Source organism: Rhodoluna sp., from assembly GCF_044239955.1.
Lineage (GTDB): Bacteria > Actinomycetota > Actinomycetes > Actinomycetales > Microbacteriaceae > Rhodoluna.
Map to the genome: position 1 here is coordinate 39,688 of NZ_JBIIAL010000007.1, position 18,870 is coordinate 58,557.

Consider the following 18,870-nt stretch of genomic DNA (forward strand, 5'->3'; position numbering starts at 1 on the left):
GCTTTTTCCTGAGACTTGAGACTTTCTGGCTGAATTGATTCAACGGCCACATACACTTGGCTAATGAGCGTAATGACTGGCATTCAAGCCCCAACTCAGTTTGCCGAGATCATGCACCGCGTGAGAAACGCTGGGTTACTCGAGAAAAAACCAAGTTTTTACATCATTCGCCTAATTGCCATATCAATCATCTCGGCAGGCCTCTGGGTCCTGGGTGGTTACATCTCTACATTGGTGGACCAAAGCACAATCTTTATTCTCTTAGCTTTCTTATTTGTGGGGCTGCTCGGAATTGTCTCGGCTCAATACGGCTTTATTGCCCACGAGGCAGCGCACAGACAGATCTTCCGCAGCAATAAAGCCAACGACTGGTTTGGTTTGGTGTTGGCAAATCTTTTCGCGGGTTTAAGTTATGGGTTCTGGCTTCGCAAGCACAACAAGCATCACCAAAAGCCAAACCAAATCGGCGAAGATCCAGACATCGCCATCAGAGTTCTTAGCTTCACTCCCGAATCAAGGGATGCCAAAAAAGGGATAGAGCGCTGGCTAACTGAGCGACAGGGCTACTTGTTCCCACTACTTCTTTTGTTTACCGGATTTGACCTATTGGTTGACAGCTTCGCTGGCTTGAAATACAAAGAGCGCAAGATTGGAACCAGGTTCTTGGAATTTGGTTTGATGATGATTCGCCAGATTGCTCCTTATCTGGTCTTCGCAATTTTGTTTGGCTGGGCCTGGGCCATAGCCCTTTGGGTCTTCATGATGATGATCTTTGGATTCTTTATGGGAGCAGCCTTCGCACCAAATCACAAAGGAATGCCGCTAGTCGAGCGCGACGCAAAGATTGACTTCTTCACAAGGCAAGTTCTTACCAGCAGGAACATTAGAGGTAGTTGGCTAACAGACAACTTAATGGGGGGACTGAACTATCAGGTGGAACACCACCTGTTCCCGTCGATGGCAAGGCCTTACCTAAAAAGAGCACACAAGATTGTTCTTGATTACTGCAAGGAGCACTCCGTGCCACTAGTTGAGATGAACTTACTTTCTAGCTACGTGGCGATTATGAAGTACCTAAACAATGTTGGTCTAAGCAAAAACTCCGACCCTTTTGTTTGCCCGATGGTAGCAACCCTGAGGCCACGAAACTAAAGCTTCTTACACCTGGCGCCTCTGCGCAACATTGTCTCTTTAGGTAGACTTGGCAATGCATCATTCAGCCTTCGTAGCTCAGTGGATAGAGCAAGAGCCTTCTAATCTCTTGGTCGCAGGTTCGATTCCTGCCGAGGGCACTTTGATCTATGGGTATTCCCTTTTAGCGCTGCAGACAAGCTGACACTAGTTATCAGGCCAGAGGCCCCAAAAGCTTTACAAAACCGCAACAATTTGGGCCATGGATTGCAAACCCTTTTTTTTGGTCGGCGGTAGGCTTATCAAAGCTTGGGAGCTAAGGGGAAGCTCCAAAAGACAATGAAGTCCATGAATTGATTAGGTGATATGTTGAGCACTAAATCCTCTAGTAGTCCCACTATTTCCAATTCACTATCTCCGACTTCGGCAGTGGGCCTGACCATGCTGAATAAGACTTTTGGCGATGTCACGGCTGTTGAGAACCTTAACCTTGAGATTCCGCAGGGTGAGTTTTTCTCTATGCTTGGTCCTTCGGGTTCAGGTAAAACCACAGTTCTTCGAATAATTGCTGGCTTTGAAACGGCTAGTAGCGGGAAGGTATTTCTCGAAGGCGCCGATGTTACAGATCTTGCACCCTTCGATAGAGATGTGAATACAGTCTTTCAGGACTACGCACTGTTTCCACACATGAGCATTCAACAAAACGTCGAGTATGGTCTTCGCGCCAGAAAAATTGCCAAGGCTGAGCGAGCCCAGCTCGCGTCGGAGGCAATTGAATCCGTAAAGCTAACTCACCTAGCCGATCGACTGCCTCACCAGCTATCCGGAGGTCAGAGGCAGCGCATCGCCCTGGCCCGTGCTTTGGTGCTGCGTCCCAAAGTTTTGCTTCTTGACGAACCCCTTGGAGCTTTGGACAAGCAGCTTCGGGAAGAGATGCAGGTTGAGCTAAAGCGCATCCAACGAGAAGCGGGAATCACCTTCGTATTTGTTACACACGATCAAGAAGAAGCAATGCGAATGAGTGATCGGATAGCGGTTTTCAACCAAGGAAAAATTGAGCAGATAGGAACCCCTCGAGAGGTTTACGAAAACCCTTCCTCTGCCTTCGTCGCAAGCTTCCTGGGAGTTTCAAACTTAATTTCTGGACCCGCTGCCAAAGAGTTGTTTGGCTCTGACCAGCTTGTGAACGTAAGGCCGGAGAGAATCATTCTGCTGAAGGAAAACACAAAGGTTTCTGAGGGTGAAATCGGAGTCAAGGCGTCCATCACGGATGTCGCGTACACCGGGGCCAACACTATTTATGTGCTGGAATCCGATACCGGACTTAGGTTGATTGCCACCAGATTAAATGAAGAGTTACCGGGACAAGACTTAGCTCTTGAATCGGGTGACAGGGTATTGGCTTCCTTCCGAAAGGAACATGTTGCCAAGATTCCAACCAAATAATGAGAGGAAAAAATGAAGAGAAGCAAATTAGCGCTTCCAGCACTATTCGCAGCTAGCATCTTGGTGCTATCTGGGTGTGCGACAACAGCAACAGAAGAAGGAAGTGGAGAACTGACCCTTACAGTGCCAGACGTGCCAATGAAGGCCGAACTCGGTGAGTTTGAGGGCGAACTAAACATTGTCAACTGGTCTGGTTTCGTAGATCCAAAGTGGTCGGACCCATTCACAGCTGAGACTGGTTGTGTTGTCAACTCTCGTGTTGCCGGCACTAGCGACGAGATGGTAACTCTAATGCGCACAGGCGAGTACGACATCGTGTCGGCTTCCGGTGACGCAGCTCTTCGCTTGATTGTTGGTGGAGACGTTGCACCACTAAACATGGAGCTAATCCCAAACTTTAGCGATGAAATTGCTGAAGGTATGAAGGGTCAGATCTATGACGTTGTGAACGGAAAGCCATACGGTGTTCCCATTGGCCGTGGCGCAAACCTTCTTCAGTACAACGAAACAGTGACTGGTGGAGCACCAGAGAGCTGGGACGTTGTTTGGGAAGCTGACAGCGCTTACGCTGGCAAGATCACCGCTTATGACGCACCAATTTACATTGCTGACGCAGCTGTGTACTTGATGTACCACAAGCCTGAGCTTGGCATCACAAACCCATACGCACTAGATGAGACTCAGCTAGCCGCTGCAGTTGAGCTGCTACAGCAGCAAAACACAATCATTGGTGAGTACTGGTCAGATCCAGTAGCTCAGATTACTTCCTTCGTTGGTGGCAACACCGTAGTTGGAACTAGCTGGGAGATCCTCAAGAAGTTTGCGGCTCAGGACAACCTGAAGACCACCTTGCCTATTGAGGGTTCAACCGGATGGTATGACACCTGGTTGGTTTCATCAACCTCCCCAAACTCGAACTGTGCTTACGCATGGATCGATTACACAAGCCAGGCAAGCGTTAACGGAGCAATTTCAATGAACTTTGGAATGGCGCCTGCAAACATTGCCTTCTGTGCAACCGATGCCGAGACTCAGGCTCACTGCGACCAGTTCGCAGCTGAGGACGAGGCATTCTGGGACCAGATCTGGCCATGGACCACTCCAATTGAGGAGTGTGTTGATGGACGCACTGAGGTTAAGTGCACCAGCTTCCAAGACTGGACCAATGCGTGGGTAACCGTTAAGGGCTAATTCCAACGCTTTGTCGGGTGGGGGTAAAACCCCACCCGGCAGTACCAGCTAATCGGCTTTAGAAAAATCAACACACTTTTTTATTAGGCAGGTGAGAAATTGAGCGCTATCCAAAAATTGCCTAAGCGCCCGCTTTCGACCTACCTGCACAGAAGACCCAACACCAGGCTGATCGCACTCCTTGCGCTTCCCATGACCTGGCTGGTTGGGGTCTACATAATCTCACTAGGACTTTTATTAGTGACGGCTTTTTGGTTTATTAACCCATTCACTTCCAAGGTGATTCCTGGATTCACCCTCGATAATTTCGTAAACATTTTTACCGTTCCGGCCTACTTTGCAACTTCAATCAGGACCCTGGGTATTGCGGTTGCTGTGACAGTGGTTTGTATTGTATTTGCCATTCCGCTTGGAATATTCATGGCGAAGATTGCTAAGCCCTGGGTTAGAAATTTACTTGCAGTTGCCATAACCTTGCCGCTTTGGGCAGGCTATCTTGTAAAGCTTTTGGCTATGCGCCTCACCTTCACCGAAGAGGGATTATTCAACTGGCTCATGAGCCCATTTGGAATCACTGGGCCTGGGTTTGGAATACCGGTAACGATTTTAACTCTTGCCTACCTTTGGTTTCCATACATGGCTCTTCCAGTGTTCACTGCGATTAGACAATTACCACACAACTTGTTCGATGCATCTGCTGATCTAGGAGCCAAGGGCTGGCCAACGGTTTTTCGGATGGTGCTACCACTTATAACTCCAGCGATTATCGCCGGCAGCGTCTTCACGTTTTCCTTGAGTCTTGGTGACTATCTTGCGGCCAAATTCGTTGGCGGTTCGACACAGATGATCGGTTCGATTATCGCCTCCAACATCAATCTGAATCCTCCTGTTGCTGCAGCTTTCTCTATGGTTCCAATTGCTTTTGTGGTCATGTATCTAATGATCGCAAGGCGCACTGGCTCACTGGAGAGGATGTAGCTAAATGCTTAGATTCTCCAAAGTTTCCAAAGGGTTCCTGATAGCCATAGTTGCTGTTGTCTTGATTTTTATGTACGCGCCACTATCGGTTCTTATCTTGAATGCATTCAATGAGCGCCAGATTTCAGCCTGGCCAATTCAAGAGTTTTCATTCAAGTGGTGGGTTGTGGCATTTGAGTCCGAAGACATACGAGCAGCGCTTCTGAACTCAGCGATCGTGGCTTTCGGTGCCATGACTATTGCCATGATTCTTGGATCCCTGGTCGCCTTCGCCCTCAGTAGATATGAGTTTTTTGGCAAAGGCACAGTCAACTTATTAGTTGTTCTTCCAATCGCTCTACCTGGTGTAGTTACCGGTGTTGCTTTTAGCAACACCTACAGCAACTTCTTAACTCCGGCTGGTTTTCAAATTGGATATTTTGGAATGATTGTCGCTCATGCAACCTTCTGTATCGTGATGGTCTTCAACAATGTATTTGCGAGATTGAAGCGCATGAACCCCTCGCTTCAGGAGGCTTCTATGGATCTCGGGCAAGGTCTTTGGGGAACCTTCAGGCTTGTAACCTTCCCACAATTCCGAACAGCATTTGCAGCCGGTGCACTTTTGGCCTTTGCCTTGAGCTTTGACGAAGTAGTTGTGACCATATTTACTGCACCTCCCGGAGTGGACACCTTGCCGCTTTGGATATTGAAGGAGATGGCAAGACCTAATCAAGCTTCTGTGGTTAACGTAGTTGCAACAGTTGTAATTATCTTGTCGCTTATCCCTGTTTACGTATCCCAGAGACTATCTAGGACTGAAAACGAAAAATAGTGAAGTAGCCGCTTCAAGTTAGGCGAGAAGTTTTTTGTCCCGTGTAGGCTCGAAGAATGATTGCTTCAATTCCTGGTTTCTTCACCGGACTTTCGTTGATTATTGCAATTGGCGCTCAAAACGCATTCGTTATTAGGCAAGGGCTCACCCGAAAACACGTTCTACTTGTAGTGGCAATTTGTGCTGTCTCGGATGCATTCCTAATTGTTTTGGGTGTTGCAGGCCTGGGAGCCTTGATTTCTGGACTTCCTTGGCTATTGGAAATCATTCGCTGGTTTGGCGTTTTGTATCTGACCTGGTTTGGTATCAAATCCCTAAGATCCGCTTTCAAGGTTCAGGCGCTTGACGCTTCAGGAGCTCAAAGCGCTAGTGCCAAGACCGTTGTGCTGTCAGTTCTTGGCTTCACTTTCTTGAATCCTCATGTCTATTTGGATACCGTCATCCTGCTTGGTTCGATCGGAAATCAGTTTGGACCGGATAAGTGGTGGTTTACCCTTGGGGCAGTAGTAGCAAGCTTTGTCTGGTTTAGTTCAATTGGTTTTGGAGCTAAGGCAGCCTCCAGGTTCATGGCGAAGCCAGTTTTCTGGAAAGTCCTGGATATCTTGATCGCAGTTGTTATGTTCAGCATCGCAATAATGCTGGCCTTCTATAGCTTTTAGGGCGGTTTTGGCCGGTGGCTAGTACCATGAGTAAATGCGAAAAATTCTAGGACTTACCCGCTACGCGGTGATTGTTCCCTCAATAGCGTCCATAATTGGAGCCTTGCTATTGATGGCTCAGGGTTCAATTTCAATCATGATGGTGATTGTTGATGCGGTTCTCAACGATGCATATCTCAAGGACACCATCGTTGATGTTCTAACTGCGGTAGACGCAATCCTGCTTGGAACGGTACTTCTTGTTATCGGCTACGGACTTTACGAATTATTTGTCGACACTAGGCTCGAAGTTCCCGCCTGGTTACAGGTTCGAGACCTGGACGATCTAAAGTCGAAACTCATTGGTGTTGTCGTGGCCATCATCGCGGTGGTCTTTGTTGGTGTCTTTGTGGATGCCAACCGCGCTTCCGATGTCGTTTCCTACGGACTAGGTGCTGGGGCTTTGGTAGCGGGATTGGCGCTATTTGCTTATGCAACACGCAAAGACGGAGCAGCAAAGAAGCCAACAAAGAGCTAGTTTGCCTGTAATTGGGCCGCCAATTCCAAAAATTTTGTTTTTTGGTGTTTTATCCGGCATTTTTATGGAAACATAGTAATTCAACGCCTAAACAGCAATTGGGGTGAATCGAAACAGGTCCTTGGAAATAATCCTGCTGTTTTCTCTCATAGTAATTAATGGTGTTCTAGCCATGTCTGAGGTTGCTCTGCTGACCTCAAAACGAGCCAAGCTTTCTGCAATGGCTGCCCGTGGTAAGAAATCTGCTGAAGTAGCAATTCGCATCAGCGAAGACCCAACCCAGTTCCTTTCCACAATCCAAATCGGTATTACCTCGATTGGTCTACTTAGTGGAATCGTCGGAGAGTCCATATTTGCTAAGCCGCTGGCTATTTGGCTTCAGAGCGTTGGGGTGCCCGACGGAGTTGCCGATGTGTCGGCAACAGTTTTTGTGGTTCTAATCGTGACCTTCATAGCAATCACTGTTGGAGAGCTAGTTCCTAAGCGAATTGGCCAGTCCAACCCCGAGCAGATCGCCACCGTCATTGCTACTCCGATGCTTATTCTTTCAAAAGTCACCAAGCCATTTGTTGTAATTTTGACCGTCACCACAAACACTCTTTTGAGGCTTTTTGGAATCGGTAAGCACAAAGAAGCCACCGTTACCGAGGACGAGATTGAGGCCATCCTGGACGAGGGCTCGGTTGCCGGTTTGATTGAAGACCAAGAGCGCGAACTGGTAAAAAACGTCTTCCGTCTGGACGATAGAAAACTGGGTTCTCTGATGGTCCCAAGATCAGAAATCGTGTTTGTTGACATCAACGACCCTGAAGCCGAAAGCTTCAATCAAATTGCGCAATCCGTAAGGTCTAGAATTCCAGTTTGTGACGGCGGACTTGACTCGATTATTGGTGTTCTTACAGCGAAGACCGCTTTGTCTACTGTTGCCAGGGGAGAAAAGCTCAGCCTCCAAGAAAACTTAGACCCACCGCTTTACGTGCCAGAAACCCTAACGGGAATGGACCTGCTAGAGCAGTTCAAGCAATCTAAAACTCACATTGCTTTCGTTGTGGATGAGTATGGTGGCCTCGAAGGGTTAGTTACCATCCAGGACATCTTCGACACTTTGATTGGTGAGATTGTTACCGAAGGTGAAGAAGCCACAGACCCAGTTCAGCGCGACGACGGATCTTGGTTATTCGAGGGAGACACTTCGATTCCTGAGATTAAGGATTGCTTGACAATTGACGAACTGCCTGAGCAGGATAAGGGTCGCTATCACACAGTCAGTGGACTTATCTTGCTGCTACTTGGAAAGATGCCGGTTGCTGGAGACAGCGTGGTACTTGCAGACTGGAAACTTGAAGTAGTTGACATGGACGGCCGCAGAATCGACAAGATTCTGGCAACCCGAATTCAATAGGTAGCTAGTAACGGAGAAACTGTTTTAGTTCTTTAGTGCCCTATTAAAAAAATCGGAAAGCACATCAGCATAACGCTGACTCTCAGTTAGCATTCCCTCGGTGTGATCAGCCCCGACAAAGGTTTCTAGCTTGATATCTGCACCCTGTTGCTTGGCGTAAGCATAGAAATCAACCGATGACTGGTAGTCAAGCCGCTGATCTATATCCCCGTGCAGAATAAGCATTGGTCGATCCCCAGCTGCCTCAATACCTTGCATCGCAGAAGTCTCAGTTAGGTTGACTCCGTGGAATAACTGGGCCGATATTAGAGCCAGCTGCCACAAGAATCCTGGAAAGCCTTGAAACTCAACTTCTCTTGTGGCGGCAGCATTGAAATCGAAAATTGTTCCCTCCATGGCAAAAGCCGAAACGTTATCGGTCTTTGCGGGAAGCAGTGATGTTGCAATAGCGCCTCCGGATACCCCAAACATTCCAAGTGATTCCGGCTTGACGCCCTTGGTCTCAACTAACCAGTCGGCAACGACTGCAAAGTCAGTGGACTCTTCTTGTCCCGCCGAGTGACGACCGTCGGTGCAAGTGGATTCACCGGTGTCTCTAGAGTCAACCAGCAAAACCTGGAAACCATTTTTTACCAGCATGGCCGTTGGAAGCAAAGCATTGAAATCTCTTCTTGATGTTCCTATGCCGTGTGTGACAATAACGCTTTTGCCATTTGAAACCTCAGGCTCTATCCACCAGGCTGAAAGAGTCACTTCTTCGCTGACCGGTATCTCAACTGCCTCATACTCGTTTTCCGTTAGCCACCATTCGCTTAGGTCGTAATCGACCCACTTCTCCCAACCTTCTCCGGGAAACGGGCCATTTCCAGAAGCGGGGGTATAAAAGGCCTCAGGGGAGTTAGCTAGGTCGTCTTCATTGATTGCGCAGGGAACCACCGTTCCTGAGGTGTATACATAGTTTCCGGCAGCGAGTGCTCCACCTGAAACCACCACAACTAATACTCCGGCGGTTATTGCAATCCACTTTGATGCACGCATTCCAAAAGAGTAGCACCGAGTAGTTTGATTTAGGCCCTAGACATTGCTTCCTTGAGAGCGTCCAGCCCCAAGCCACCTAAGTTCAAGGCGGTCGAGTGGAACTTCTTCATGTCGAAAGCTGAACCCTTGCGCGCTTGGTAGTCGTCTCTGATTTGCTCCCATATACGCTGGCCGATTTTGTAGCTAGGAGCCTGGCCTGGCCAACCAAAGTACCTGGTTACCTCAAAGCGAACAAACTCAGGACTCATGTTCACGTTCTTGGACATGAAATCAAGCGCGTAGTCAAAGTCCCAAACGCCAGTTCCATCCAGTTTTGGCTTACCAAGGTGCACGCCAATATCCAGCACAACTCGGGCAGCTCGCATCCGCTGGCCATCGAGCATTCCCAGGCGATCCGCAGGGGTAGCAAGGTAGCCCAGCTCATCCATTAGACGCTCGGCATAGAGCGCCCAACCCTCGCCGTGACCGGAGGTCCAGGAAGCCAAGCGACGCCAGTCGTTTAGGGTTTCGCGTATGTACGTAGCCTGGGCTACCTGTAGGTGGTGACCAGGAACACCCTCGTGGTAGACGGTTGTGGTCTCACGCCAAGTGTCAAATGATTCGACACCCTCAGGAACAGACCACCACATTCTTCCAGGCCTGGAAAAATCATCACTTGGACCGGTGTAGTAGATACCGCCGTGCTTGGTAGGTGCAATCATGCACTCAAGCTTTCTAATCGGCTCCGCGATATCAAAGTGAGTCTTACCCAGATCTTCAATAGCCTTGTCGCTTAGCCGCTGCATCCACTTCTGAAGTGCATCGGTGCCCTCCAGCTTGGTTGCCGGGTCGTTTTCTAGGTGCTCAATTGCCTCGGCAACGCTTGCCCCTGGAAGTATCTCGTTGGCCACAGCTTCTTGCTCGGCTACCACGCGGGCTAGCTCTTCAATTCCCCACTGATAAGTCTCATCGAGATCAATTTCTGCGCCTAAGAATCTTTTGCTTAGCAATCTGTATCGCTCGCGACCAATTGCGTCTTTCTCACTTGATTTTGCAAGCATGCTCTTTAGAAACTCCCCAAAGGCAGCATATGCATTGGTCGCCTCCTTAGCAGCGGCAACTAGCTCATCGCGAAGCGTGGCTGGCAAATCTGTGTCTGCCTTGGCGTCTCTAGCGAACTCATGGAAGAAACCTTCTGGCTTGTTGATTTGATCAACCTGGGTGATTACCTCGTTGAGCTGACGCCGTGCCGGACCGTCATTCTTTCCGAATCCAATAGCCAGCGTCTGCTGGTAGCCAACTAGAGAGTCCTTGACCTTTCGCATTCTAGAAGCCAGGTTCTCCCAATCAACCACGGTGGCAGTGGGAGAGAGATCAAATACATCTCTAATACCCTGAGCGGGGGAGGCAATGTTGTTTAGGTCTCGATACGGCAAACCCGCAGCATGGAATTCAATGTCAAGCTCTAGTTGCTGAGTCATGGCATCTTTGGTGACTCTGTCAACATCGTCAGTTGGCTCTAAAGCAGCAAGAGCGGACAGAGTCTCCCGATTGAGCTTGAGATCGCGCTTGATTGCCTCTGGTGAGTAGTCATCCATTTGATCTGCACCAGAAGCAAGTCCGATACTGGTTGCAAAACTTGGATAGTTGGCTGCGAGCTGTGCCAGGTAGCTATCCGCCAGGTTGTCTATCGCTGACTTCTCTCTCATACGGGCCCCTTCTTTGCTTGGTTAGTCTTTCTTGTTGCCGCAACAACACTCACAGCTGCTGAAACCGCAATTGATACAACAATCACCCCAAGGGAGGTGATGCTGTCAATATTAGGCGCCCACTCAATGTGCTCACCACCATTTATAAACGACAGCTCATTCACGTGCATAGCGTGCGTTATGAGCTTGAAGCCTATGAATGCCAAGATAAACGATATTCCGTACTTCAGGTACTCGAGACGATCGAGTAGTCCACCAAGCAAGAAGTACAGCTGACGTAGACCCATAAGTGCAAAGAGATTGGCCGTGAAGACAATGAATGGGTCAGTTGTAATGCCAAAGATGGCTGGTATTGAGTCAAAGGCAAACATGACATCTGTAATTGCAATTGCGGCAAAGACGACGAGCATTGGTGTGAATGCTCTTCGTCCATTAACTATTGTGGTTAGCATCGCCCCATCAAAGTGGTCAGAAACATGCACTCGCTTCCGAAGCAGTGTAACTAGCTTGGATTCGGTCTGGTGCTCATCCTCGTGGGTTCGAAATGCTTGGTGATAGGCGGTGTAAAGCAAGAAAGTGCCGAACAGGTAAAAGATCCAACTGAACTGTTCGATAAGGGCTGCACCAACCAAAATGAATACCCCTCGAAGGACCAGCGCCATTATGATTCCTACCATTAGCACCTGTTGCTGATAAATTTTTGGAACCGCAAATCTGGACATAATCAACACGAACACAAACAAGTTATCAATCGACAGGGAGTACTCGGTTAGCCAACCGGCGATGAACTCGGTTGCTCGAAGGTGACCAAACAGCAACAAGAGCACGGCTGCAAAAGCCAGCGCCAGTCCAGCGTAGAATCCCACCCAGGCTGTTGATTCCTTGGCGGAAGGGGTGTGCGGTTTCTTAATTGCAAACACGAGATCGGCAATCAAGATTGCCAGTAGGAAACCAGACGAAATTGCCTGAAACCAAAAATATGAGGTGGATTCCATGAGACCCCAATTCTAAGGGCCTTATTTGGATCTAGAGAGCAACTTTCTAAGCAACGCAATAGCCGAAGTTGACCATAGTGCCCAGACGACTAATAGCGGTTGAAAAAAGAGTCTGGTGAGCCTTGCCTCGTCCGTTGATAAACCAAAGGCATCGATGCCCTCAATGTATTGGTTGATGTTGCCAGGAAAAATCGCAATAAAGAAAGCCGCTGTTGCAAGACCAAAATACGCACTAACTCTTCCAGCCGATAGTAGACCCAGGCCGAGAATGATTTCAACAGCGCCAGAAGCTAGAACTACAAAGTCTGGATCAAGCGGTAGCCATACCGGAACTTGAGCTTGGAACTCTTGGCGCGAAAACGTGAGATGACCAATTCCTGCATAAACGAGGGCGGCACCAAGTGCCACCCTCGCTAGCAGTCGAGCTATTTTCAATCTGTTTTTCTAGGCGGTTAGGGCCGGAATGATTGCTCCGGAGAACACTTGCCAGGCAAGAATGCTCTTTGCTACCAAGGACAGAGTGATGTAAGTTCTTTCTCCCTTTAGGTAGTTAGCCCATGATCCCCACTTCTTGTATTGCAACGCCTGGTTGATAGCGAAGGTGTTGAAAAACACAAACAGCGAAATGATGATTCCAATAACAAACCCTGGAACCTCTGCTGCACTGGTTGATCCTGGCTGCAGAGTGTAGACACCGATAAGAATCCAAGGAACAATTCCGGTGATGGAACCCATGATGAATGGCAAACCTTGGCCGTTTCCTGGAGTTTCATACTTCTCCTGAAGGGCCCCAAAGAAGATCATCGAGGCGTTTACCGCAAAGATTCCTACTAGGGCTGAGAAGTCAGAAATTCCAGTTAGCTGAGCAATCAACCAAATCATTACCGACGAGCTAAGTGAGTACTCGACCCATCGGAAGTAGTTACGGTTCTTTTTTAGCCCCGCAGAATATCGCCCAAAGAACTGTGGGGAAGAGATCAAGAAGTGGAAGAACGCCGATAGCGCCAAGAACGCTACTACTCCAATTCCTAGGTTCACTTCAAATAATGTCACGCGCTCAGTTGGTAGTGGTGATCCTGGAGGGCCAGTCATGTAATCAACTGTGGTTCCAAACAAGACCTGGTTATCCAGTAGCGATAACGCCCAGCCAAAAGCCACAGCCTGGAACAGGTGCAGCAGACCAGCGACGATGTTATATGTTCTTAGTCTTTTGATTTGCTCAGTAACTGAGCGTTTCTTTTGTGCCATGAGAAATTCCCCTTCGTAATCGTTCTTGGCTTCAGTCTAGGCTCGCGGCCATTTTTTTTCGGATAACCGCGCTGTCACCACTGATGAGATCCCCGGCACTTTGACTGGATTCCAAAGAAGCGAGCTAGCTCTTCCTCACTGATTTGCTCTTGGTTTTGGTCATTCGTGAACCGAGATAGAAAGTAGAAGCAAAACCCAGTAGCAAGAAGCCAGCAGCCGACCAGGCTGCCAACTTGGCCCCATCTGTGAATGCCTCACCTGCCGCTTCTGTGATGTCCTCAGCAAGTGACTGTGGAACTTGCTGGGCAATCAACCAATCGGTTAATCCTGGAATTGCTGATCCTGCGGAATCCACTACGACATCAACTAATACAACGCTTTGAGCGGTTGGAACCTCAAGATCGCTGAGGCGTTGCTCGAGAGACGATTGTGTTCCGGTAAATAGGAGTGTTCCAAGAACTGCAACTCCAAGAGCGGAGCCAACTTGTCTAACAGTTGACTGCGAGCCCGAGGCTTGACCGGTACTAGTCATTGGAACATCAACCATGATCACACCGGTTAGCTGAGCGGTAGCCAAACCGATACCGATTCCATAAAGGAACAAGAGTGGTGCAAGCGTAATCCAGCCTGCTTCGGTGGAGGAAAATAGGGCTACTCCCAAAACTCCTATGAGCTCAAGCCCGACACCGATTTGTACTGCCCTTGCAGGTGGCAACTTGCCACTTAGAGCACCACCGATCGCAGAGGCCAAGAAAGCTCCAGCAGCAAGCCACAGAATCACTAGGCCAGAAGAAATTGGGCTAAGGCCAATGACGTTTTGGAGCCAAAGTGGGATCGCAAACAAGATCCCAAATTCTCCCATGGAGATGATTAGGGCAGCGATTGATCCGTTTCTAAAGGAATTTATCTTGAACAACCCCAAATCCAAAAGAACATTCTTCTTCTGGGCTTCGCGCTTTCTTTCCCACAGCACGAACACCACTGCAGAAATTACAAAGATCAGCAGCGACACTGGAATTACAGAAATTCCAGTAGTGGGCCAGGCAAAGTCACCGATCATGAACTGGTTGTTGGGATTAATGTCCCACCAGCCATAAATACGGCCTTCAATTAGACCAAATACCAAAGTGGAAAACATCACAACGGAAATGGCTGCGCCAATAAAGTCAATGCCTCCTGCACGCTGCGGAGCCTTGGACTCGGAAACGTAGTAGGCAAGACCAGCCAGGATCAAAACTCCAAGAGGCAAGTTAATTCCAAACGCCCAACGCCAGGTGAAGTCAGTGGCTAACCAGCCACCAAGCACAGGACCAACGGCAACCATGCCACCGATGGTGGCACCCCAAACGGCAAATGCTATTCCTCGCTCTTTACCTTGGAAAGTAGCATTTAGAAGCGACAGGGTTGTTGGCAAAACCATCGCGCCACCGATACCTTGAATTACTCTGGCAAGAATCAAGGCATTTGGTGTGTCGGCAACGCCGGCCCAAACCGAAGCCAGGATAAAAACAATGATTCCGATGTTTAGCAGGCGCTTTCTTCCGAAACGATCAGCCAGTGAACCCCACACCAAAAGTAGTGACGCAAACACAAGAACATAGCTTTCCTGAACCCACTGAACTTCTGTTGAGGTGAGGCTAAGGTCATTGATTATTGAAGGAAAGATGGTGTTTACGATTGTGCCATCGATGATCACGAGGGATATGGCCATGGAGATAAAAACAAGCCCCACCCAGCGATTGCGAACTTTTGTCAATTGATTCCTGATTTCTGGTCATTTCTAGCTGATGCCTACTAGATTGCTTGGGCTAGGAACTAGCCGTCTCAAAGTCTATGCGGGGGATGGCGTTTTGGGAGTCATAATTGGATATGACTGAAATCACCGAAGGGCTCCCGCTACCTGTCAAAACCAATGGGCTAGCGCCACTTTGCTTGGTCACTGGAGCCAATGGCTACATCGGCGGCAGGCTAATTCGAGAACTACTCACCTTCGGCTACCGAGTTAGGGTGCTCGCCAGAAACGCGTCACGTTTGACTCAGTATCCATGGATTAGTCAGGTTGAAGTTGTCGAAGGAGACGCTCACGACGAAAAAGCCCTAGAGCAAGCACTTGCAGGCATAGATGTTGCTTACTACTTAATCCACTCACTGCTTGTCAAAGATGACTTTGAAGCATCGGAACTAAAGATGGCAAAGCTGTTTGCTGACGTTTCTGCAAAAGCCAAAGTCTCTAGAATTGTTTACCTCGGAGGCATCATCAACGGCACCGAGGAGCTATCTGATCACATGAGTGCTCGGATGAACACCGGCACAATCCTTGCCCAATCGGGAGTTCCTACAATCGAGTTTCGAGCTGGGGTAGTAATCGGGTCAGGCTCTGCTTCATTTGAGATGCTTCGCTATCTAACTGAGCGCTTGCCTATTATGACTACGCCAAAATGGGTCAACAACAGAATTCAACCAATTGCGGTTCGCGATGTTCTGAGATACCTAATTGGCGCAGCCGGATTGCCCTCTTCTGCCCAAGGGGTTTTTGACATTGCAGGACCTGACATCTTCACCTATGCCGACATGATGCAGCACTACGCAGCCGCGGCCGGGCTAAAGCGAAGAATCATTATTCCCATTCCTGTATTGACTCCAAGACTTTCGAGCGGTTGGGTGGGACTCGTTACTCCGGTTCCATACCGACTGGCCCGCAGACTAGTTGAGAGCCTCAAGCATGAAGTTGTGGCTGCGCCATCAAATATCAATGAGTTGATTCCACCATCAGCTGCTGGCCTGACTTCCTTTGATGTTGCCGTGAAGCTGGCACTGGTTCGAATCAAAGAAGCTAATGTCGAAACCCGTTGGACCAACGCCTCGGTTCCTGGAACCCCTAGTGAACCGCTGCCAACTGACCCAGACTGGGCCGGTGGGTCTTTGTATAAGGACGTTCGGGTGGTTCGAGGAACCGATTCTATGGAGAAGGTCTGGTCCAGAATCGAATCAATTGGTGGCAAGAATGGTTACTCCATGGCCAGCTGGGCTTGGGAGCTACGAGGTCTTATGGATCGCATGGTCGGGGGAGTTGGGCTAAGGCGAGGAAGACGTGATCCAGATCACCTAAGAATTGGTGACGCCGTGGATTTCTGGAGAGTCGAAGAACGTATTCCCCAAAAGCTTTTGAGACTGCGTGCCGAAATGAAAATGCCAGGGCTGGCCTGGCTTGAATTCAGCATCGAAAAAGATCCTGATACACAGGAAACGGTCTTGACTCAAACGGCGACATTTGCACCAAAGGGTTTATTTGGCCAGCTTTATTGGTGGGCAGTGTTACCGATGCACGGTCTAGTGTTTCCGTCTATGGCTAAAGGCGCCATTTCGGGATCCTAGAACTACCTATTTTCGCGCGGCAACTTTCTGAATCAACTTCTTGATTCCCAACACCAGGAACCCAAGAATCAAGAAGAAGGAAGTTATTGCTGCGATGTAGGTAAGCATTCCAGGAACGCCACCTTCTTCGTTCGGGTTGATAAACCAGTAAGGCCACCAGTTAGTAACAAGACCTCGAATTACTGAGAACATCAACCAAGTTAGAGGAAACACTGCAACCCATAGAGCTGCGCGAAGTTTTAGGCGAAAGGCTTTGTGGGAAAGCAAGTAGTCAATCACTATCAAGATTGGCCCGTAGGTGTGAATTACCTCGTTTGGAAGAACCGGCCATACATAATCGCCATCCCGCTCATCTCCTGGGGCATTAGCTAACAGCAAGTGATAAACAACACCGACCACAATCATGGCAACCGTCAGGCTGAGTCTGGCAATTTCAGTTTTCTTTGAGCCTTCTTTATTCCTAACCAAACCAAAACCCGTGGCGATCAAAAGTAGACCGGCGACTATGGCTGTGACTATAGAAAAGTATGCAAAATACTCCCCAGGTCGAAAATTGTTGTTTGCCAGTCTGTCGGTTACCTGCCAGGCAACAGATCCAATCAGGGCAGAGCCGGTGAGAATACGAAGCAGTCCTAGAGAAGTGTTATTAATCATGTTCGCAACAATAGCAGCCGGCAATCAGAAAACATTGAAGCTAGGCAGGCTGTTGCTGGGTAATGCAGTGAATACCGCCACCATTAGCAAAGATTTGCTTGGCGTCAACCAAGATTATCTCTCGATCCGGGTAAGCATTTTCGAGAATTGCCTTAGCCACCTGATCGTTTGGGTCATCAAATGAACAAAGAATCACAGCTCCGTTGACGATGTAGTGGTTGATGTAGCTGTAGTCAACAAAACCCTCTTCGTCGCGCAAAATCTTGGGAGCAGGAATTGCAATCAATTCGAAGTCCCCGGCCGCTTCCAAGGTGGCTCTTACTTCTTTAGATACCTCAAAGTCGGGGTGAGATGGGTTCTGCTGGTCATGGTACAAAATCACATTTTCGCTAGCGAAACAAGCAACGATGTCGATGTGACCTCTTGTTCCAAACCCGTCGTAATCACGGGTTAGACCGCGCTTTACCCAGATGGCCTTGTTGGTTCCAAGCTTGGCGTGAATCTCTGCTTCAACTTCTTGCTTGCTCCAGCTGGAGTTTCTGCCTTCTCCTAGCTGCACAGTTTCCGTTAACAGCACAACGCCCGCACCATTGACATGGATGCCGCCGCCTTCATTAATCAAATCAGAATCCAACACCTTGGCCCCGGTCAGCTTTCCAATGAATCCTGCGGTCAGTTGATCTTTGTCAAAACTTGCCCAAGACTGATTACCCCAGCCATTGAAGATCCAGTTGATTGCAACAAGTTCACCGGTTTCTGATTTGGCAAAGGTTGGGCCGTTATCTCTTAGCCAGGCGTCATTTAGTTCTGCTTCGACAATCTCGATGCTTTGATGTAGATAGTTTCTGGCTAGTTCAATTTGGTCTGAGGTGGCAAGCACAGTGACTGGTTCATACTTCACGATTGCGTTGGCAACATTGGCCCAGGTTGTGCGTGTTAGCTCCGCTTCTTGTTCGCTTTCACCAAGTAAATAATTGTTCGGCGGAAAAGACATCCACGTTCTCTCGTGCTTTTCCCACTCAGCGGGCATTGTTAGGCTCATGAGTTTGCAACCCCTGCAATGCCGCCCTGCTCGCCGTCTCCTGAGTCGACGCGCTTATTGGTAACCGGCTTGGTGAGGGCGTCATAGGTATCTGGTCTACGGGTAGCCAAGAATGGAAACAGATCAAGCCAATCGCGTCTTTGGTCTAGGTCAAGATCTGCAACTAAAACTTCATCGGTGTCTCGGCCAGCTCGAGCCAGCACTCTTCCAAACGGATCAGAGATGAAGCTGCTTCCATAAAAGTTCAGAGAGCCTTCGTTACCGTAACGGTTTGGCACGACCATAAATGTTCCATTGGCAATACCGTGGGAGACAATCACCTGACGCCAGAGCGGTTCGGTGTCAAAATCGGGGTGGTCTGGCTCAGAACCAATCGCGGTTGGGTAGGCAAGAATTTGTGCTCCGCGAAGCGAGTAGTTTCTAGCAACCTCTGGGAACCACTCATCCCAACAGGTCGGTAATCCAAAGCTGGCCTTAACTCCTTCTAGATCAATGCTGTAAACGGGGTAAGGGTCAGGGTCTAATGGGCCTGGCTGGAAGTACTTATCTTCGTAATACCCAGCAGTTACTGGAATGTGAAGCTTTGGCGTCCTGGCGATTATCTTGCCATTACTGTCAACCAAGATCGCGGTGTTTAGACCCCTGCCATCCGCCAAGTCTGCTTTTTCATAAAGTGATGCGTGAACGATGAC

General features: G+C 48.9%; 18 protein-coding genes and 1 tRNA gene. 10 read left to right on the forward strand and 9 right to left on the reverse strand.

Annotated elements, in window-relative coordinates:
• Positions 1 to 63: 63 nt before the first annotated feature.
• The 9 genes from AC9UFE_RS03905 (at position 64) to AC9UFE_RS03945 (ending at position 8,138) form a co-directional block, all read left to right on the forward strand.
• A complete protein-coding gene (locus AC9UFE_RS03905; protein WP_509545823.1) occupies positions 64 to 1,152 on the forward strand; it encodes a fatty acid desaturase family protein in 1,089 nt (362 codons plus the stop codon).
• Between the two features lie 67 nt (positions 1,153 to 1,219).
• Positions 1,220 to 1,292: transfer RNA gene (locus AC9UFE_RS03910), tRNA-Arg, on the forward strand.
• Between the two features lie 280 nt (positions 1,293 to 1,572).
• Positions 1,573 to 2,577: an ABC transporter ATP-binding protein gene (locus tag AC9UFE_RS03915; protein ID WP_509545825.1), complete on the forward strand. Its 1,005-nt coding sequence runs from the start codon at positions 1,573 to 1,575 to the stop codon at positions 2,575 to 2,577.
• Positions 2,578 to 2,589: 12 nt separating this feature from the next.
• Entirely contained in the window at positions 2,590 to 3,768 is a 1,179-nt protein-coding gene (locus tag AC9UFE_RS03920) for an ABC transporter substrate-binding protein (protein WP_509545827.1), read from the forward strand.
• Positions 3,769 to 3,867: 99 nt separating this feature from the next.
• On the forward strand, positions 3,868 to 4,746 hold the full coding sequence (locus tag AC9UFE_RS03925) for an ABC transporter permease (protein WP_509545829.1): 879 nt from the start codon (positions 3,868 to 3,870) through the stop codon (positions 4,744 to 4,746).
• A gap of 4 nt (positions 4,747 to 4,750) precedes the next feature.
• Complete coding sequence (locus AC9UFE_RS03930; RefSeq protein WP_509545831.1) at positions 4,751 to 5,560, forward strand: ABC transporter permease; 810 nt, start codon at positions 4,751 to 4,753, stop codon at positions 5,558 to 5,560.
• Positions 5,561 to 5,616: 56 nt separating this feature from the next.
• On the forward strand, positions 5,617 to 6,219 hold the full coding sequence (locus AC9UFE_RS03935) for a LysE/ArgO family amino acid transporter (protein WP_509545833.1): 603 nt from the start codon (positions 5,617 to 5,619) through the stop codon (positions 6,217 to 6,219).
• 34 nt (positions 6,220 to 6,253) lie between these two features.
• A complete protein-coding gene (locus AC9UFE_RS03940) occupies positions 6,254 to 6,736 on the forward strand; it encodes a YqhA family protein (protein ID WP_509545835.1) in 483 nt (160 codons plus the stop codon).
• A gap of 103 nt (positions 6,737 to 6,839) precedes the next feature.
• Positions 6,840 to 8,138, forward strand: a complete 1,299-nt coding sequence (locus AC9UFE_RS03945; RefSeq protein WP_509545837.1) for a hemolysin family protein — start codon at positions 6,840 to 6,842, stop codon at positions 8,136 to 8,138.
• 24 nt (positions 8,139 to 8,162) lie between these two features.
• On the opposite strand, the gene AC9UFE_RS03950 is transcribed toward AC9UFE_RS03945, so the two are convergent.
• The 6 genes from AC9UFE_RS03950 to AC9UFE_RS03975 form a co-directional block, all read right to left on the reverse strand.
• Positions 8,163 to 9,176: an alpha/beta hydrolase gene (locus tag AC9UFE_RS03950; RefSeq protein WP_509545839.1), complete on the reverse strand. Its 1,014-nt coding sequence runs from the start codon at positions 9,174 to 9,176 to the stop codon at positions 8,163 to 8,165.
• A gap of 29 nt (positions 9,177 to 9,205) precedes the next feature.
• The gene (locus tag AC9UFE_RS03955; protein ID WP_509545841.1) at positions 9,206 to 10,864 is read right to left on the reverse strand and encodes a DUF885 domain-containing protein; all 1,659 of its coding nucleotides are present in this window, start codon (positions 10,862 to 10,864) and stop codon (positions 9,206 to 9,208) included.
• A complete protein-coding gene (locus AC9UFE_RS03960) occupies positions 10,861 to 11,859 on the reverse strand; it encodes a TerC/Alx family metal homeostasis membrane protein (RefSeq protein ID WP_509545843.1) in 999 nt (332 codons plus the stop codon). The genes AC9UFE_RS03955 and AC9UFE_RS03960 overlap by 4 nt, the downstream gene beginning before the upstream one ends.
• 21 nt (positions 11,860 to 11,880) lie before the next feature.
• A complete protein-coding gene (locus tag AC9UFE_RS03965) occupies positions 11,881 to 12,294 on the reverse strand; it encodes a DoxX family protein (RefSeq protein WP_509545845.1) in 414 nt (137 codons plus the stop codon).
• A 9-nt stretch (positions 12,295 to 12,303) separates the two neighbouring features.
• Positions 12,304 to 13,107 (reverse strand): heliorhodopsin HeR, encoded by an 804-nt coding sequence (heR, locus tag AC9UFE_RS03970; RefSeq protein ID WP_509545847.1) that lies wholly within the window; start codon positions 13,105 to 13,107, stop codon positions 12,304 to 12,306.
• Between the two features lie 124 nt (positions 13,108 to 13,231).
• Positions 13,232 to 14,863 (reverse strand): DHA2 family efflux MFS transporter permease subunit, encoded by a 1,632-nt coding sequence (locus AC9UFE_RS03975; protein WP_509545849.1) that lies wholly within the window; start codon positions 14,861 to 14,863, stop codon positions 13,232 to 13,234.
• A 113-nt stretch (positions 14,864 to 14,976) separates the two neighbouring features.
• Between AC9UFE_RS03975 and AC9UFE_RS03980 the strand changes: the two genes are divergently transcribed.
• Positions 14,977 to 16,482 carry an SDR family oxidoreductase gene (locus AC9UFE_RS03980; protein WP_509545851.1) on the forward strand — a complete coding sequence of 502 codons (1,506 nt, stop codon included), beginning with the start codon at positions 14,977 to 14,979 and terminating at the stop codon, positions 16,480 to 16,482.
• Between the two features lie 6 nt (positions 16,483 to 16,488).
• On the opposite strand, the gene AC9UFE_RS03985 is transcribed toward AC9UFE_RS03980, so the two are convergent.
• The 3 genes from AC9UFE_RS03985 to AC9UFE_RS03995 all read right to left on the reverse strand — a co-directional run.
• A complete protein-coding gene (locus AC9UFE_RS03985; protein ID WP_509545853.1) occupies positions 16,489 to 17,136 on the reverse strand; it encodes a Pr6Pr family membrane protein in 648 nt (215 codons plus the stop codon).
• Between the two features lie 40 nt (positions 17,137 to 17,176).
• Positions 17,177 to 18,178 (reverse strand): agmatine deiminase family protein, encoded by a 1,002-nt coding sequence (locus AC9UFE_RS03990; RefSeq protein ID WP_509545855.1) that lies wholly within the window; start codon positions 18,176 to 18,178, stop codon positions 17,177 to 17,179.
• A partial coding sequence (locus tag AC9UFE_RS03995; RefSeq protein ID WP_509545857.1) for a nitrilase-related carbon-nitrogen hydrolase occupies positions 18,175 to 18,870 on the reverse strand: 696 nt, incomplete at its 5' end. The genes AC9UFE_RS03995 and AC9UFE_RS03990, both read right to left, overlap by 4 nt.

Bases quoted from the DNA above. Each gene is read 5' to 3' on its own strand.
- AC9UFE_RS03985 (WP_509545853.1), bottom strand. From the start codon at position 17,136: ATGATTAATAACACTTCTCTAGGACTGCTTCGTATTCTCACCGGCTCT.
- AC9UFE_RS03930 (WP_509545831.1), top strand. From the start codon at position 4,751: ATGCTTAGATTCTCCAAAGTTTCCAAAGGGTTCCTGATAGCCATAGTT.
- AC9UFE_RS03940 (WP_509545835.1), top strand. From the start codon at position 6,254: ATGCGAAAAATTCTAGGACTTACCCGCTACGCGGTGATTGTTCCCTCA.
- AC9UFE_RS03950 (WP_509545839.1), bottom strand. From the start codon at position 9,176: ATGCGTGCATCAAAGTGGATTGCAATAACCGCCGGAGTATTAGTTGTG.
- AC9UFE_RS03990 (WP_509545855.1), bottom strand. From the start codon at position 18,178: ATGAGCCTAACAATGCCCGCTGAGTGGGAAAAGCACGAGAGAACGTGG.
- AC9UFE_RS03980 (WP_509545851.1), top strand. From the start codon at position 14,977: ATGACTGAAATCACCGAAGGGCTCCCGCTACCTGTCAAAACCAATGGG.
- AC9UFE_RS03915 (WP_509545825.1), top strand. From the start codon at position 1,573: ATGCTGAATAAGACTTTTGGCGATGTCACGGCTGTTGAGAACCTTAAC.
- AC9UFE_RS03920 (WP_509545827.1), top strand. From the start codon at position 2,590: ATGAAGAGAAGCAAATTAGCGCTTCCAGCACTATTCGCAGCTAGCATC.
- AC9UFE_RS03960 (WP_509545843.1), bottom strand. From the start codon at position 11,859: ATGGAATCCACCTCATATTTTTGGTTTCAGGCAATTTCGTCTGGTTTC.
- AC9UFE_RS03905 (WP_509545823.1), top strand. From the start codon at position 64: ATGAGCGTAATGACTGGCATTCAAGCCCCAACTCAGTTTGCCGAGATC.
- heR (WP_509545847.1), bottom strand. From the start codon at position 13,107: ATGGCACAAAAGAAACGCTCAGTTACTGAGCAAATCAAAAGACTAAGA.
- AC9UFE_RS03935 (WP_509545833.1), top strand. From the start codon at position 5,617: ATGATTGCTTCAATTCCTGGTTTCTTCACCGGACTTTCGTTGATTATT.
- AC9UFE_RS03955 (WP_509545841.1), bottom strand. From the start codon at position 10,864: ATGAGAGAGAAGTCAGCGATAGACAACCTGGCGGATAGCTACCTGGCA.